15 protein-coding genes and 1 pseudogene are annotated in these 13,327 nt (G+C 61.0%); 7 read left to right on the forward strand and 9 right to left on the reverse strand.

The features are described 5' to 3' along the window. Nucleotides 1–37 precede the first annotated feature (37 nt). The 4 genes from EGH24_RS06565 to EGH24_RS06580 form a co-directional block, all read right to left on the reverse strand. On the reverse strand, nucleotides 38–622 hold the full coding sequence (locus EGH24_RS06565; protein ID WP_142979353.1) for an NADPH-dependent FMN reductase: 585 nt from the start codon (nucleotides 620–622) through the stop codon (nucleotides 38–40). A 303-nt stretch (nucleotides 623–925) separates the two neighbouring features. After that, nucleotides 926–1,834 carry a DUF7351 domain-containing protein gene (locus EGH24_RS06570; RefSeq protein WP_142979354.1) on the reverse strand — a complete coding sequence of 303 codons (909 nt, stop codon included), beginning with the start codon at nucleotides 1,832–1,834 and terminating at the stop codon, nucleotides 926–928. A gap of 60 nt (nucleotides 1,835–1,894) precedes the next feature. Further along, nucleotides 1,895–2,275 (reverse strand): winged helix-turn-helix transcriptional regulator, encoded by a 381-nt coding sequence (locus EGH24_RS06575; RefSeq protein WP_142979355.1) that lies wholly within the window; start codon nucleotides 2,273–2,275, stop codon nucleotides 1,895–1,897. Between the two features lie 193 nt (nucleotides 2,276–2,468). Then, nucleotides 2,469–2,885 carry a DoxX family protein gene (locus tag EGH24_RS06580; protein WP_142979356.1) on the reverse strand — a complete coding sequence of 139 codons (417 nt, stop codon included), beginning with the start codon at nucleotides 2,883–2,885 and terminating at the stop codon, nucleotides 2,469–2,471. 244 nt (nucleotides 2,886–3,129) lie between these two features. Between EGH24_RS06580 and EGH24_RS06585 the strand changes: the two genes are divergently transcribed. Then, nucleotides 3,130–3,732 (forward strand): LURP-one-related/scramblase family protein, encoded by a 603-nt coding sequence (locus EGH24_RS06585; RefSeq protein ID WP_142979357.1) that lies wholly within the window; start codon nucleotides 3,130–3,132, stop codon nucleotides 3,730–3,732. 49 nt (nucleotides 3,733–3,781) lie between these two features. On the opposite strand, the gene EGH24_RS06590 is transcribed toward EGH24_RS06585, so the two are convergent. Then, nucleotides 3,782–4,438, reverse strand: coding sequence for a lactate utilization protein (locus EGH24_RS06590; protein WP_142979358.1), 657 nt, complete (start codon nucleotides 4,436–4,438; stop codon nucleotides 3,782–3,784). A gap of 185 nt (nucleotides 4,439–4,623) precedes the next feature. On the opposite strand from EGH24_RS06590, the gene EGH24_RS06595 reads away from it, so the two are divergent. Next, on the forward strand, nucleotides 4,624–5,091 hold the full coding sequence (locus EGH24_RS06595; protein WP_142979359.1) for a cupin domain-containing protein: 468 nt from the start codon (nucleotides 4,624–4,626) through the stop codon (nucleotides 5,089–5,091). Between the two features lie 18 nt (nucleotides 5,092–5,109). Here the strand turns inward: EGH24_RS06595 and EGH24_RS06600 are convergent, their stop codons facing one another. Continuing rightward, on the reverse strand, nucleotides 5,110–6,414 hold the full coding sequence (locus EGH24_RS06600; RefSeq protein WP_185903254.1) for a sulfatase-like hydrolase/transferase: 1,305 nt from the start codon (nucleotides 6,412–6,414) through the stop codon (nucleotides 5,110–5,112). Between the two features lie 444 nt (nucleotides 6,415–6,858). Here EGH24_RS06600 and EGH24_RS06605 point away from each other — a divergent pair, with 444 nt between their 5' ends. From EGH24_RS06605 to EGH24_RS06620, 4 genes are all read left to right on the forward strand, one after another. After that, nucleotides 6,859–8,820 carry a hypothetical protein gene (locus tag EGH24_RS06605; RefSeq protein ID WP_142979361.1) on the forward strand — a complete coding sequence of 654 codons (1,962 nt, stop codon included), beginning with the start codon at nucleotides 6,859–6,861 and terminating at the stop codon, nucleotides 8,818–8,820. Continuing rightward, nucleotides 8,817–9,797, forward strand: coding sequence for a DUF1616 domain-containing protein (locus tag EGH24_RS06610; RefSeq protein WP_142979362.1), 981 nt, complete (start codon nucleotides 8,817–8,819; stop codon nucleotides 9,795–9,797). The genes EGH24_RS06605 and EGH24_RS06610 overlap by 4 nt, the downstream gene beginning before the upstream one ends. Nucleotides 9,798–9,803: 6 nt before the next feature. Next, entirely contained in the window at nucleotides 9,804–10,748 is a 945-nt protein-coding gene (locus EGH24_RS06615) for a polysaccharide deacetylase family protein (protein WP_142979363.1), read from the forward strand. Between the two features lie 90 nt (nucleotides 10,749–10,838). Beyond that, complete coding sequence (locus EGH24_RS06620) at nucleotides 10,839–11,351, forward strand: TspO/MBR family protein (protein WP_142979364.1); 513 nt, start codon at nucleotides 10,839–10,841, stop codon at nucleotides 11,349–11,351. Here the strand turns inward: EGH24_RS06620 and EGH24_RS06625 are convergent. From EGH24_RS06625 to EGH24_RS06635, 3 genes are all read right to left on the reverse strand, one after another. Further along, the gene (locus tag EGH24_RS06625) at nucleotides 11,348–11,863 is read right to left on the reverse strand and encodes an amphi-Trp domain-containing protein (RefSeq protein WP_142979365.1); all 516 of its coding nucleotides are present in this window, start codon (nucleotides 11,861–11,863) and stop codon (nucleotides 11,348–11,350) included. The two genes, EGH24_RS06620 and EGH24_RS06625, sit on opposite strands and share 4 nt — an antisense overlap. 57 nt (nucleotides 11,864–11,920) lie before the next feature. Continuing rightward, a complete protein-coding gene (locus EGH24_RS06630; RefSeq protein WP_142979366.1) occupies nucleotides 11,921–12,286 on the reverse strand; it encodes a hypothetical protein in 366 nt (121 codons plus the stop codon). A 79-nt stretch (nucleotides 12,287–12,365) separates the two neighbouring features. Continuing rightward, a complete protein-coding gene (locus EGH24_RS06635; RefSeq protein ID WP_142979367.1) occupies nucleotides 12,366–12,965 on the reverse strand; it encodes a DUF5789 family protein in 600 nt (199 codons plus the stop codon). A 101-nt stretch (nucleotides 12,966–13,066) separates the two neighbouring features. Between EGH24_RS06635 and EGH24_RS06640 the strand changes: the two are divergent. Beyond that, nucleotides 13,067–13,258, forward strand: a pseudogene (locus tag EGH24_RS06640) (IS6 family transposase); the annotation flags it as partial. Between the last annotated feature and the right edge of the window lie 69 nt (nucleotides 13,259–13,327).

Raw genomic sequence — 13,327 nt, forward strand, 5'->3', positions numbered from 1 at the left:
GTACAAAAGAATACGCTCCACTGCGGCCGCGACGGGATTAGTCAGCCGGTTGGGCGGCAGGGTCCACCGTAGTCGCTGGGAACTCATCCACACCAGCGTACTCGACGACGTTCGTTCCCAGTGTCTCAACGCGCTCCCGGAGAGCGTCGTCGGTTAGGTGGCCATCTTGAACAGCACTGTTTGCGTTCGGAATAGCCACTTGATGAGGCACCACCCACGCCCCGAGTGCCCGGGCGACCGACCGGAGATGTTCGAGCGCCGGCGTGGGAAATCCGCCGCCAGCAACGACAAGGAGGCCGACAGTGGTGCCATCGAAATCCTCTCGATTGCAGTAGTCGAGGGTAGTCTTCAGGATTGACGAGTACGAGCCATGGTACATTGGCGACCCAAGCACGACTGCATCAGCCGACTGGATCTTCCGACGGAGTTCGGGTGCATCCCCGACACTGTCCTGTGCTGGATCAAAAACAGGGAGATCTATGTCGGCTAGATCGAGTAATTCGGTGCTTGCACCTGTTGCTGCAGCTGCTGTAAGCGTCTGCGCAAGTGCAGCGCGCGTGTGACTGCCATCACGCTGACTCCCACACACTGCGACGATATGTTTGCTATTGTGTACGTCCATATCTGGCTAAAACACAGGGCAGTATCCCAATTAAAGACTCTGTGAAGTGAATTCTAGTAATATATATTATAGGTAAAAAGCAGGGGTGGGACTCTGCGAACTGGCGTGGTTCAATCCCAGCGCGAGAATCCTGCATCTGATACCGCAGAAAGGTTGCAAAAGCGGTCTGCAAAGTGAGAAAGAGCGACGCTGATATCTGTCGAATCCAGTTAGGCACCCGAAGTGAGCTATCCGCCGCTACGGCTGCAGGGGATTCACTCAAATATATTTAAGAAACGACGCCAAACGGAAACTCCGGTGAGACTACAAGGACTCCGTAATCGACTCGACTGTAGCTTCGTGATCCAGATCGACTGTGAGTGACCCTGTTTCGGTTGGGACAGTGATTTCGACGTGCCATGGGTCTCGGGACTGCACGGTCGTCGTTGCTGGATCAGTCACAAACGGCAACTCCCACAGATACTGCGTTGAGATATCGAGCCCGTGAGACGCAAGGCGTCCAAGCACCGCCGGCGAATCAAGCAGGCGGACACCGACAGGGACGAAGCTATAGAAACTGCAATGGGTGCAATCTAAGTGGAGGATGGCGGGCTGGCCAGCCGCGAAATACTCCTCGTACCGATCGTGCTTGTCGATCTCCGTTGGGGAATCGACGTACTCCACTTCGACGCACCCGGCGCAAACGAAACAGGTACCACCGGATGCGAGTCGCCATTTATGTTTCGTCCGCTCGTCAAACGTGCGAATCGCCTCAGTCGGTGACCGGTCCTGAAACCCACCGGGATCGAAGGGGTACTCAATGAGTTTGGTTGCACACTCCGGACAGGCAATCGTGGCGAGATGGGAGTCATATTCGAAGGTCGGGGTCCCATCGCAATGCGGACACTGCCCCGGTGCGGCCGTCGGTTCGACTGTCGGTGAAGCGGTGAACACACCGCTTTGGATGGCATCGATCACCCGATGCCCAGCGTATTGCAGGACGTACTCACTGTCATCCTCACGGACGAAATGACCGGTGAGCTGTTCGAGATGATAGGTGAATTTACCCGAGTCTCGTTCCTCGACAGCCGACTGTAATTCCGAAAACGACAGGGCGTAGTTCGAGGCCTCCCATAAGGCGTACAGGGTCTCAAGTCGCAATTCGTGGCTAAACACCTGAAACGCGTCTTGTGGATCAATATCAGTGCGAAAGCCGTCGTCCGCTGGCAACATAGGCACGTGATCTTCCCGTAGGGTGATAAGTCCCCCACCCGGACAGCCTTACACGAGCCCTCACACGATATGCGGACGCTGTGCCTCAGGATCCGCAACATCGTCGACCCATTCAACGGCCCATTCGCTGATCCCATCGAGCTGGTCGACGAGCGTCTCGCCTTTCTCGGAGAGCGTATAGTACACGGCAATCGGATCTGCCGCTTCGGTTCGGCGAATTACCAGGTCTTCCTCGGTGAGTGCGTCAAGCGCTTCGGAGAGGGTTTTCGATCGAGCACCCGTCGATCGTTTGAGTTCGTTGAACCGGAGTTCCGACCCCTGGAGAGAGTACAGAATATTCAGCCGCCATTGGGTGCCAACTCGATTCAGCGTCCGGACGACCGGACAGGCAGTCGGGTTCTTGCTCTGTAGTTCTTGATCGCGGCTTTGTGTCGTGGACATGAGTACGGAGAAAACGAAGGAGGTGACACCACTTAGAGACTCTGTGAAGTGAAATTCACCAGCAACAGGGATCGAGTGGACGAACTGTACGTCACTCCCGAAACCATGGCTGGATCGGTGAAACTGAGTTCAGTCAGTCGCCACGGAACGGCGAGCCGATCCGACTGCCCGGCTGGGTAGTCCGACATCCCCCTCAGAGTCCGATGCCAACGGCTGCCGGCCACGGCACCGACCCGAGTGCTGCGAGGATCAGGGCGATACCGATGAGTCCGACGTTTTTCAGGAAGTGAATCTGCTCGTTCTGTCGATCTTGGCCCTCCATCGTCCAGAAATCGTGCATGATGACCGTGATCGGAACGAGGAACGCGACGATTGCGAGCGCGCCAACTACGGGGTAGATGCCGGACAGCACGGCAACCGTGCCGGCAACGAGGCCCACGCTCCCGAGTGGGACTGAAATCGAAGCCAAGGGTGCACCTTTGCTTTTCGCGTAGCCGACTGCTGATTCGAGATCGAGGAGGTTGCCAACGGCGAGGTAGCCAATGACGACCGCGAAGAGCAGGCGGCCGGCGACGAAGGCGGCCTTCGAGACGGGCGTGCTGAACACCATTAGACAGCACCTCCGACCCCGTCGTGAGTGATTGCGCGATCCTGTGCAAGGAAACGTCGAGCGTCAGTTGCTGCGATCATTGTAACTGCACCGAGACTAGGATAGGAAATATATTTCAGGCAGGTTATAGGAAAGGAGGTTTCCTGCAGGAAAGTGGCCGCCCACGACGCCAGTTCCTGTGTGAATTGTCAGTATGGCCGAACAGTACAGAAGCTTTTTTCCAATCGTCTGTCACCCTCCAGCTATGGTCACGCCCTCCACAGCCGAAGCAGCGCAATCGAAATACGACATCTCAACGGTCACGCTCTACGATGACCAGTATGAGGTCAAACAGTCCCTGGTGCGAAACAAGTACGTCGTCACCGATAGGTCCGGCAACACCGTTCTCCGCGGCAAACAGAAACTGTTCAAACTGAAAGAGGAGTTCCCGTTTCTCAACGGCGACGACGAGGACGCCTTCACCGTGAAAGCCGGCGGGATACTGGATATCGCCGGCAGCTACACCCTCATCGACGCGGGCACTGACGAGGAGATCGTCGTTCTCGACGAGGAGTGGTCGCTGTTCGTCGAGAACTGGACGATTCGAGATCCCGACACGGGCGAGCCGTTGGCGACGATCAAATCGAAGAGCAAGCCGCTCGCCGCGCTGCGACACCTCGTCTCCGTGGCGAACCTCGTCCCGAACAAATACGAGATCGTCGACGCCGACGGCAACCACGTCGGCGATATCGACGGCCAGTTCTCACTGCGGGACAGCTACACGGTCCAGATTGACGACGCGAGCACTGTGCCGAAGGAGGCGGTGATCGCCACCGCGTGCATCCTTGACGCGCTCGAAAACAAGTGAGAACAGAGGCGCGATCGCAGAACAGCAGTATCGAAACGCCGCGAGGTGGTTAGTACCCGAGGTCGTCGCGGATGAGCAGCACTGTCGTGCGGCCCTCATCGAGTTCCTGTCGGAAGATGAGCTGTTTGGCGATCGCGGATTCGACGCCGTAGGCCTCCTTTGCGCGCTCGTTTTCGAGCGGATAGGCGACGGTTTCGAGCCGATCCAGCGCGTCCGAGAGCGTGGGAACGATCTTGTTGATCCCGCTGACAATGACGACGTTGCTCGCAGCGAAGGGGTACGCGCCGATCCGGCTACCCGAACGGTCCGCGGCGACGAGCTCGCCCGTCTGGGCGATCCCGTTGACGCTGCCAAGGAAGTAGTCGGCCGTCTGGGAATCACGGCGGGCCGCCTGCCGGTCGGCATCGTCGTCAATGCTCCAGATCTGATCGGGCAGGCTCTCCCATTCGTGGTCGCCGTCGCTGAGATAGTCGTCGAAGCCGATCTCTTCGAGCGTCGTCGAATGACCATTCATCACCGACGCGCCTGCGGGAATGTGTGACTGGAGTGTATCGAGAGCGTCCTCGGCGGTGTCGACAACGACGACCTCGAACCCGTTGGCTTCGAGGTTGGTGATCGTCTCGTCGATGTCGGCCTCCGAAGGGAGGGCGTCCAGTTCGTCGTCGATCTCGGCATCGTCGGCGTAGGCTGCTTTCTCTTGGGACATTGAGGGTTCCTCTATGCGACCGACGGCCGGCAGCCGCATAAGCACTCGCGCACACCGATGTCAGGTGGTGACACCGATGTCACTACCAGTGGCTCGATTGATGGAACCAGCAGCGGACGCAAGGGTCGGCGCAAATCGTTAGGCCCGACCAGCAGAGATTTCGGTGTCTCACCATAGGTAGCGGTATGAACAAAGTCAGGATCGACGCGTTGGACGACCGGAGCGGCCCAGCCGACGTCGCGCGACCGATTACGAACGCCATCGGGGCTGAAAGTATCGCACTCAATTACTACGAGTTGGCTCCCGGCGAGAGTTTCGCCTATGGCTATCACAAACACGAAACCCAAGAGGAGGTATTCGTTATCCAGCAAGGCGAGGTAACGTTCGAAATGGAGACCGGCGAGGTCACGGTAGAAGCTGGAGACGTAATCCGGTTCGCACCCGGTGAGTTCCAACGAGGCGTGAACACTGGCGAGCAGCGGGTAATCGCGCTGGCTCTCGGCGCGCCCCAAGCACGAGGCGACACCGAGATCCGCCGTGAGTGTGCGGACTGCGGCGAGCGAACGCCGACGACGGTCGAACGCATCGAAGGGGGAAGCGGAACACTCACCCGCTGTCTGGAGTGTGGTGCCGAAACCGGGCGATTCGAGTAGCCAGCGGTATCGAATCGCCTACAGTGTCCGGTTCGCCACGAGTCGGTTCACTGTCCGGTGGATGTTGGTGCTCTCTGCGATGTGGTGATCCCGTCGTTGTAACTGTCGATCCAGCCGCCGCGAAAGCTCCGGGAACGAGGGCGCGATGTTGTCCGCTTCGCCGGGATCGGTTTGCAGATCGAACAGTTCCCGGTCGCCATCGCTGGCGACGTACTTGTAACGGTCGCGTCTGACGGCTCGGTGAGTCCCACACTCGCTGGCAGCGAGTGCCTGTCTGTCAGTCCCGGCAGCGGGATCGAAGCTACCCTCCTCGGCGATCGTCACTGCCGTCTCGGGAATCGTCATGAGCGACGTGGGCGCGCTCACGGTCTCGCTGCTGCCGGCGTTGTGGACGAGATACGGGACGTGAATGTTTTCCTCGTAGACCTGGCGGTGGTGGTGGCCGTAGTTGCCGTGATCGCCGAAGGACTCGCCGTGATCGGAATGGACGAGCATCACCGGGTCGTCGGCAGCGAGCTCCAATCGGAGTTCGCGCAGGAAGGTGTCGGTCGCGCGAACGGTGTCGCGGTAGCTCCGCTGGAGGGACTGCCGGACGCGCTCAGACATTCCCTCACCGTTGCCCCGCATTGGCTCCGAGGATCGGTAGGCACTGTAGTAGGTGCCGAACAGCGACTGCTCCTCGCGGTGGCGACGCTTCGGGATGAACGGGAAGTGAGTATCCAGCACGAACACCCAAAGAAAGTACGGCTCGCTGAGCTGCCGCCGGAGGCGTTTGATCTCCGTGTGAAGCCGCTCCCACGGGGCGAAAAATTCGCTGCCCGCGGCCATGTTGATGACGAGCTGCACCGCCCGGGAATCGGTATCGACCCCCGGGAGTCGTTCGGCGACGGCAGCGGGCCAGTTCGTTTTGTTGCAGGTCGAGAAATCCTCGAAGTGATCGAATCCGCGGTCGAACCCAGAGGCAGCTGTCGTCCACGGATTCGGTGTCACACCAGCAGTGTCGTACCCCCGCGCTTGCAGCCGCTCGGGGAGCGTCTCGTTGCGACGGAGGTGAGAATCGATCGACGCCAGTCGCCGCTCCCAGTGACTCTCTTGTGGGTAGTCCTCCAGCGTCGTCTGCGGTCGCGGCTGTCCGGTGAAGATCGGCGGCATCGAGGAAAACGTCTGCGGGCCGGGCGCGACAGCCGTCTCATAGGCGACCCCCTCGGCGGCGAGATCATCCATCGTCGGCGTCAAGCCGCGGTCGTCGCCGAGGAACCCGCAGTGGTCACCACGGAGGCTGTCTATCGACACCATGACGATGTTCGGACTGTCGGTGCTCATGGGTCGGATGGGAGCGGCAGCGTGGTCGATTCCATTACTGACCGATTGTAGGCTTGGATGACGGTTTGTTAGGCTGCGCCAACCCAGTTGGTTTCGCCCGCGGTTCCCGGCTCGCTGGCGTTCAACGTACCGAATACGTAGCAAAATTTGACTGGCTTGTTTCCAGTAGGCATCCATCGCCGGCGGGAGCGAAACTGTCCGTACCGTCGGTGTTAGACCCGATTACACGGGTTTGTGTGCTCTCGATTCGGCGATGCGAGCGTCGAAAAACGGGGTTATGGCGGCCATAACAATGCCTGCCGTCCCGGTATGACCGTGATAGATGTCTCTCCGAGGCTACGAAATGACTGAATACTGTCCATTCATGGGCGATAGGTATCGGTTTCGGCCGGAGTGGGCCGCAGAACTGCGTCCGGGCACCGGACTGTCAGCGCGGAGTCCCCGATGAGCCACCAGAATCGACTCCCACGGTGGCTGTCGGCCGACCGGCTCGATACCACGCTGGCGAAAGTCGGCATTCTCGCCAGCGTTCTGTTGTTGAGCCTGCGGCTGCTGACAGCACAGGTGCTGCTGGTCGTGATCCCGGTCGCAACCGGGGTTGCCTGCGCGCTGTATTTCGGTGTGCACCGCCGACAGGCGACTGCCTTTGAGTTTCCGACCCTGCCGGTCGGCGTCGGTCGATATCTCCCCTCAGCCGTCTTCGTTGGACTGGCCGGGCTCGTTTTGGCCATCGCAGCGGTCGGCAGCAGAACACTGCCGATCTACCTCCTGATCGGGGCTATCGGCGCGACCATCCTCGCACAGCCGTTGCTGATCGATGCAGACGAGCTGTCGCCGTCGCTCGTGTTGGCGCAGATCCTCGCTAGCGCGGTCGTGATTCGGCTGAGCGTCCTGTTCATCACGCCGGGGTTCATCGGCGTCGACATCTGGACGCACGTCCCGGTCTTCATCCAGGGCATCGTTGACTCCGGGTCGCTGGCGGCGATTGCCGATAGCAAGTACAGCATGGCACCGTTCTACCATACGATCGGTGCCGTCGCCGCGCTCGTCTTCGGCTCGGCGCGGATCGGGATGTATCTCTCTGTGGGGCTGTTGGTGCCGCTGTCGGCCCTGTTGATCTATGCGACCGGGGCACTGTTGCTGCCGGCGCGGTGGGCACTGGTGGCGACGACGCTGTTCGTCTTCGCCGATCAGGTCATCCGCTGGGGCCTACACATCATTCCGACGAGCCTCGGGCTGGTGTTCTTCCTTGGCGCGCTCTATAGCGTCACGCGGCTGTCGCTCACCGACGAGCCGTGGCTGATCGGCGTCTTACTGGCGGTCAGTCTTGCGACTGTCTTCACCCACCAAGTGTCGACAGCGATCCTGCTGGTCTTCCTTGGGATCGCCGCCGTCAGCGTCGTGGCGAGCCGCGTGTTCGGATCGACGGCCGACCGCGTGAGTACCAGAAGCCTCGTCGGCATCGTTGGTACCTTCCTCGTTACCCTCGTCGTGACCATTGCCTCGTGGACGGTGACGCCGTGGTACAGCGACGAGCCGTTCCTCACCGAGATGCTTGCGACGCTGGAAACAACGATCGCCAGCGAGGCGGGGTTTCTCAACCTTGCTGGTGAGGAGACTGCCGGAGCAGCGGGCGGAGCCGAAAGCGTCGGCGTCCTCGCTGACATCGTCCCCTTCGTCGAATGGTTCGGCTTCGCACTCTTGCTGGCGATCGCCGTCGTCGGCGGGCTGGCACTGTTGCGGATGGAGAACCCGCCGAGTCTCACCGGCACGTACGTCCTGAGCGCGGCGGCGATGTTTGTCGTGATCTTCGGCTTCTCGCTGTTCGGCGTGCGGGCGATCCTTCCCGGCCGCTGGATCGCGTTCATGTACGCGTTGCTGGCGATCATGGGAGCCGTCGGGCTCTTCCACCTCTCCGGGCGCGCCTCGAAGCGCGTGCTGTTGGTGATCGTTGTCGTCCTCGCTATCGGCTATCCGACCTCGATGGTTGTCGCCGAGAAAGCGACCCTCGACAGCCCGGCATTGGGCAACGAGAACCCACGATACTCCTACACCGAATCCGAGATCGCCGCCGTCGGCACGATCAGTTCGATCTACTCGCCCGACGAGGCGGCCAGCGTCGACAGCGACCACCCCTACCACACCCTCTACGGGCGGTTAGGTGGCTACACCTCGCGGACGGCGGTGTTCGACGCATCCGGCTCGACCGACGCCCGGCCGGTGATCGCCCGCAGCTACCAGCGAAGCGGCCCCGCCGTCTTCAACGAGGACGGCAACCCATCGCAGTCGGTGCTCGCACCGACAGTTTCCCCGGATCGGGTCTGTTCGCCCGCTCGTAACCGTGTCTACACCAACGACGAGGTCACGATGTGTACCTCCTCGTCGGTCACGGAGGGCAGCCTATGAGCGATACTGATGAAGCCCAAGATCCGAGCGACACGACTGGACGGCTCGGACCCAACAGCGATCTGCTCCTCGTCGCGGCGGCTGTCGTCGTCAGTGCCGGCGTGTTGCTCGCGGTTGACGGCGGGCCGCTCGCGTGGCTGGTCGGCATCCCGTTCCTGCTGTTTTGGCCGGGATACGCCGTCGTCTCGGCGTTGCTGCCGGAGAAGCCGAGCGAGCGAACGGACGCAGCACCGGCTGCTGGTGCCCGCGAGTGGATCGACAGCCCCGGATGGCTGGTCCGTGACGGGCTGTCGCTCCTGTTGAGTGCCATCGTCGTCGCCGTCGTCGGCGTCGCTGTCAACTGGTTGGCAGCGATCCGCCTCGTGCCAGTCGTCGTCGCACTCACGCTATTCACCCTCGCCGCGCTCGCTGTCGCCGCCGTTCGCCGTCGGCAGCTTCCGGTTGGGGCGCGTGCGAACCCGCTCAGTGGCCGAAGCTCTGTGATCCGGTCGGTCGGATCGACACGGCAGGCCCGCACGCTCGCAGTCGCCGTCATCCTGCTCGTCGGTGCGGTCGCCTTCGTCGGCGCGGCCCCGCCGCAGGGCGAAGCCTACACTGAATCGTATCTCCTCACCGAATCGGCCGACGGCGACTTAGTGGCCGAGGACTACCCGACGACGTTCGTCGCTGGCGAGGGCCAACCGCTGTGGCTCGGCCTCGAAAACCACGAACACCGCGCGGTCGACTATACTGTCGTTGTCGTTGCTGAAACACTCGGGCCCGACGGCTCGGTCGCCGTCCAACAGGAAGTCGACCGGTTCGGCGTCGAGTTAGCACACAACGAGAGCACGGTCGTCGAACGGCAGATCGCCCCTACGCGGACGGGCGAGAACGTCCGTCTGCAGTTCCAGGTGTACAAGGGTGACCCGGGCGAGACTGCCGGGCCCGACCAGACGACGCAGTTGTGGATCGATGTCGTCGACACCGCAGGAGCGTAAGCAGCGATGGCCGGCACGGTCGTCATCTCGTTGGACGCCGAGTTGAGTTGGGGGTTTCACGACCAGCCGACGATGCCGGCCGACCGCGTTGCCAACGCCCGTGCTGCGTGGCCGTTTCTGCTGTCGATATTCGAAGAACATGATTTGCCGGCGACGTGGGCCGTTGTCGGCCACCTCTTTTTGAGCGAGTGTGACGGAACCCACGCCGACCACCCAGCCGGTGAAGCGTGGTTCGCTCGTGATCCCGGTGGACAGGCCACCCCTGACAGCGAGTGGTTCGCCCCCAAGTTGATCGACGAGATCCGAGCCAGCGATGTTGACCACGAGATCGGGCTACACACGTTCTCCCACGTCGAGTTCGGAAATCTCGAGACGACACGGGAAATCGCAGCGGCCGAACTGCGAGAGAGCGTCGCCGCTGCCGAGGCGGCTGGCGTGACGCCGGAGGCCTTCGTGTTTCCGCGAAACAAAATCGGCCATCGAGAGCTACTGGCTGCTCACGGATTCAGTTGTTACAGAGGTCGGCAGCCGGCGCGGTGGTACGAGAAAATAGGGGTGCCGGGAGTTGATGCGGTCGGCAAGCTGGCGACGTTCGCGTTCGGCCTGTCAGCACCGCCGATCATCGAGCCGATCGTCGATGCCGACGGCGTGGTGAACATTCCGGCATCGCTGTTCCTGTTTTCGTTTGAGGGCTTGCCTCGCCGGGCGGTCGAAACCGTTACTGGCGACCCGGTCGTTCGGCAGGTCGAAGCTGGGCTTGCCGCGCTGGAAGACGAGCAGGACGGCGTGCTTCATCTCTGGCTGCACCCGAACAACATCACGAGCGAGCGGGATCGAACCCGAATGAGCGAGGTGGCTGCACTGATCGCCGACGCCCGTGATCGACACGGCGTCGCGGTCGAGACGATGGGCACGGTCGCAGACCGTGTTCAATCGGCGAGCGACGAGTAGCCGGCGACAAGAGGACCGTATGGAGGTGTGGGTAGAACAGCCTTGCCTGCCACCGTTAAGTCCTATGACGGCTTGCGTGTAAGTACGGCTATGCCCTCCCGTAGTGCCAAGATCAGCCGCCTCGCGCGGACGCGACCGCTGCTCGCGCTTGTCGTTGCGATCCTAACGGTCGAACTCGTCGGTGTTTCCGGTGCTCTCTTCACTGCCCAAGGACTCACCGAGTGGTACGCGACGCTCCGGCAGCCCGCCCTCGCGCCGCCGAACTGGGTGTTCGGCCCCGTCTGGACAGTCCTGTTCGCGCTCATCGGCGGTGCACTGTGGCTGGTCTGGCGTCAGGCTCCGTCGTCGCCGCAGGCAGTCCGGCTCGCAGTCGGCGTGTTTGCGATCCACTTCGTGTTCAATCTGGGTTGGTCGGCCGTCTTTTTCGGACTGCAGGAGATCGGCCTCGGTCTCGTCGTCATCGTCGTCCTCTGGTTACTCATCGTGACAACGATGTGGACGTTCAACCGTGTCGACCGACGGGCGGCCCTGCTACTGGTTCCGTATCTCCTGTGGGTTTCCTTCGCCGCGTATCTCAACTACGGGTTCTGGCTGTTGAACTAGTCCGTGGCCTCCTCGCGGAGTTCGGCGGCTGACGAATTCGCCATCACACTCCGGAGCCCTTTCTGGGCGTTGTGTTTTTGCGTGTACCCCTCACCGCTGACAGCGATGATGTTGCCGTTTCGGTGACGGAGCCGCCACCGCCACTCCGCGGCGCGGTCACGGAAGACTTCGAACCGAGCCACTGACTGCGTGGCGTCGGCCGCAGCCGCGAGTGCTGGCTCCGCGTCTGTTTCGTCTGGCTCGGACTCAGTGAACGAAACGGCGGACTCGTCGTCGGGTGCGGTCCAGTCTAATTCGAGTTCGAGATTCAGGTCGTCGTGTTCGGCTTCCAATTCGATTTCCAGCGTCACCTCGTCGGCGACGCCGACACTGACAACGTCCGCATCCTCCCCGAACCGAAGCCCGCCCGTGAGCAATCCATCGACAACGCCGCTCAGCACGGTCGCTATCTCTTCGCGGCTACCCGTCAACTCGTCTTCGTACTCGGTGGGAGACTCACTGCTGTCTGTCATATCGGCTACACTGGCGGCGAAAAGATACGCCCACCCCATGGTCTGCCAAGTGGACCATCACGTACGCTTCCGGTCATTGAGAGACAGCAAGATGTACACGATCACGACAACAACGAGGCTGCCGCCAACGATACCATCGAATGTGAGCACGCTACGCCCGATATTTACGTATCTAAGTGAGAGGAAAGTGAGGACCGCTATCCCGAATGCCGCGTATGCAGTCGCAACACGGCGAACCCTGCGACGCAAGTCGTCTCGACGCAGCCACAGGCCGATTGCCACGACACTGCCTGCGAGCACGCCGAGCGGGAGGCCGATAATGGCGGAAAACTCCATCTGTAGGGTTTCGATGACAACCACAGCGACGAGGAGAAACGTGGTGAGACCCGCCCCAACTGGAGTGAGCAACCTTCGGGGATTCATTGGTGGAACGATCTGACGCACCAGCTATCGTTAAACGCTCTCTATCGTGTGATCGAACGGCCGCATGCTACGCGGCTGCCTATATGCCGAGCCACTGGTCGTTCCGGACCTGATACCCGTTCGTCCGACAGAACTTCGCTGCCTGCCGGCGAACATCGCGCGATCCCGGAAGCTTCCCTTTCTCCTCGATACGCCCAAGAATCCAGTCGCTCATCGCCTGAATCCCTTCGTCGTCGTCATCGGCATCAATCGCGCGGAGTTCTTTGAACGTCTGTTCGTAGGCTTTGCGCTGTGAGTAGGGGAATTCAGGGTTCTGAAGGATTGTGCTGGCATCGATGACCTGTTTCATCGCCGCAGCGACGGTCGGCCGCTGGAGCTGCACGCGGACGGCCGCCGGCGAATCGAACGTTTCCGCCTCGGTCACCGGGATGAGGTCGCCGATCGTATAGCTCTCATCGGCTGATCGAACCGCATAGTCGCCGACGGTGGCGACGATCTCGGTTCCCGTTGTCGGGAACGAAAGCGAGTCTAACTCCGACTCGAAATCGGCCGCTTCTGCCGCTTCGTCCGGGGGTTCCGGTTCGTTCCACCGCGCTTGGGTGGCGGCAACATCGCGGGCGCGCTGGCGGTTATCTGCATCTTGTGCTTGCTTCGCTCGGCCGTTCTTGTCGTCTCCCATCCCCGAAGCTACGCTCCCGAGTCGGATAGGGCTGTGGTCGGTTCGCTAGGTCGTGTTTAGTTAAGAGTGAAAACTGAGGCGGAGTGAATTTCGGCTGGTCTATGGCGGAAATCACTCGCCTCAGCGGTTGTAACGACTGGCTTGAATTAGATTTTGTGGAGCGAGAGCGGACACCGAGCGAGTTGATGAAGCTCGGTATTCGGTTACATCTGGCTGGATTATCACTTTCGAATACCGTCTCAGAACTTGAGAAGTTCGGTGTCCATCGGTCACGAAAAGCGGTTCACGACTGGNAATAACGAACCGACCACGTATCGATCAGTTATATGGCTCCAACACTGACTATGCGTCCCGTGAGCGTT

It is taken from the genome of Halonotius terrestris (assembly GCF_006861665.1).
In the GTDB taxonomy this organism is placed as follows: Archaea; Halobacteriota; Halobacteria; order Halobacteriales; family Haloferacaceae; genus Halonotius; species Halonotius terrestris.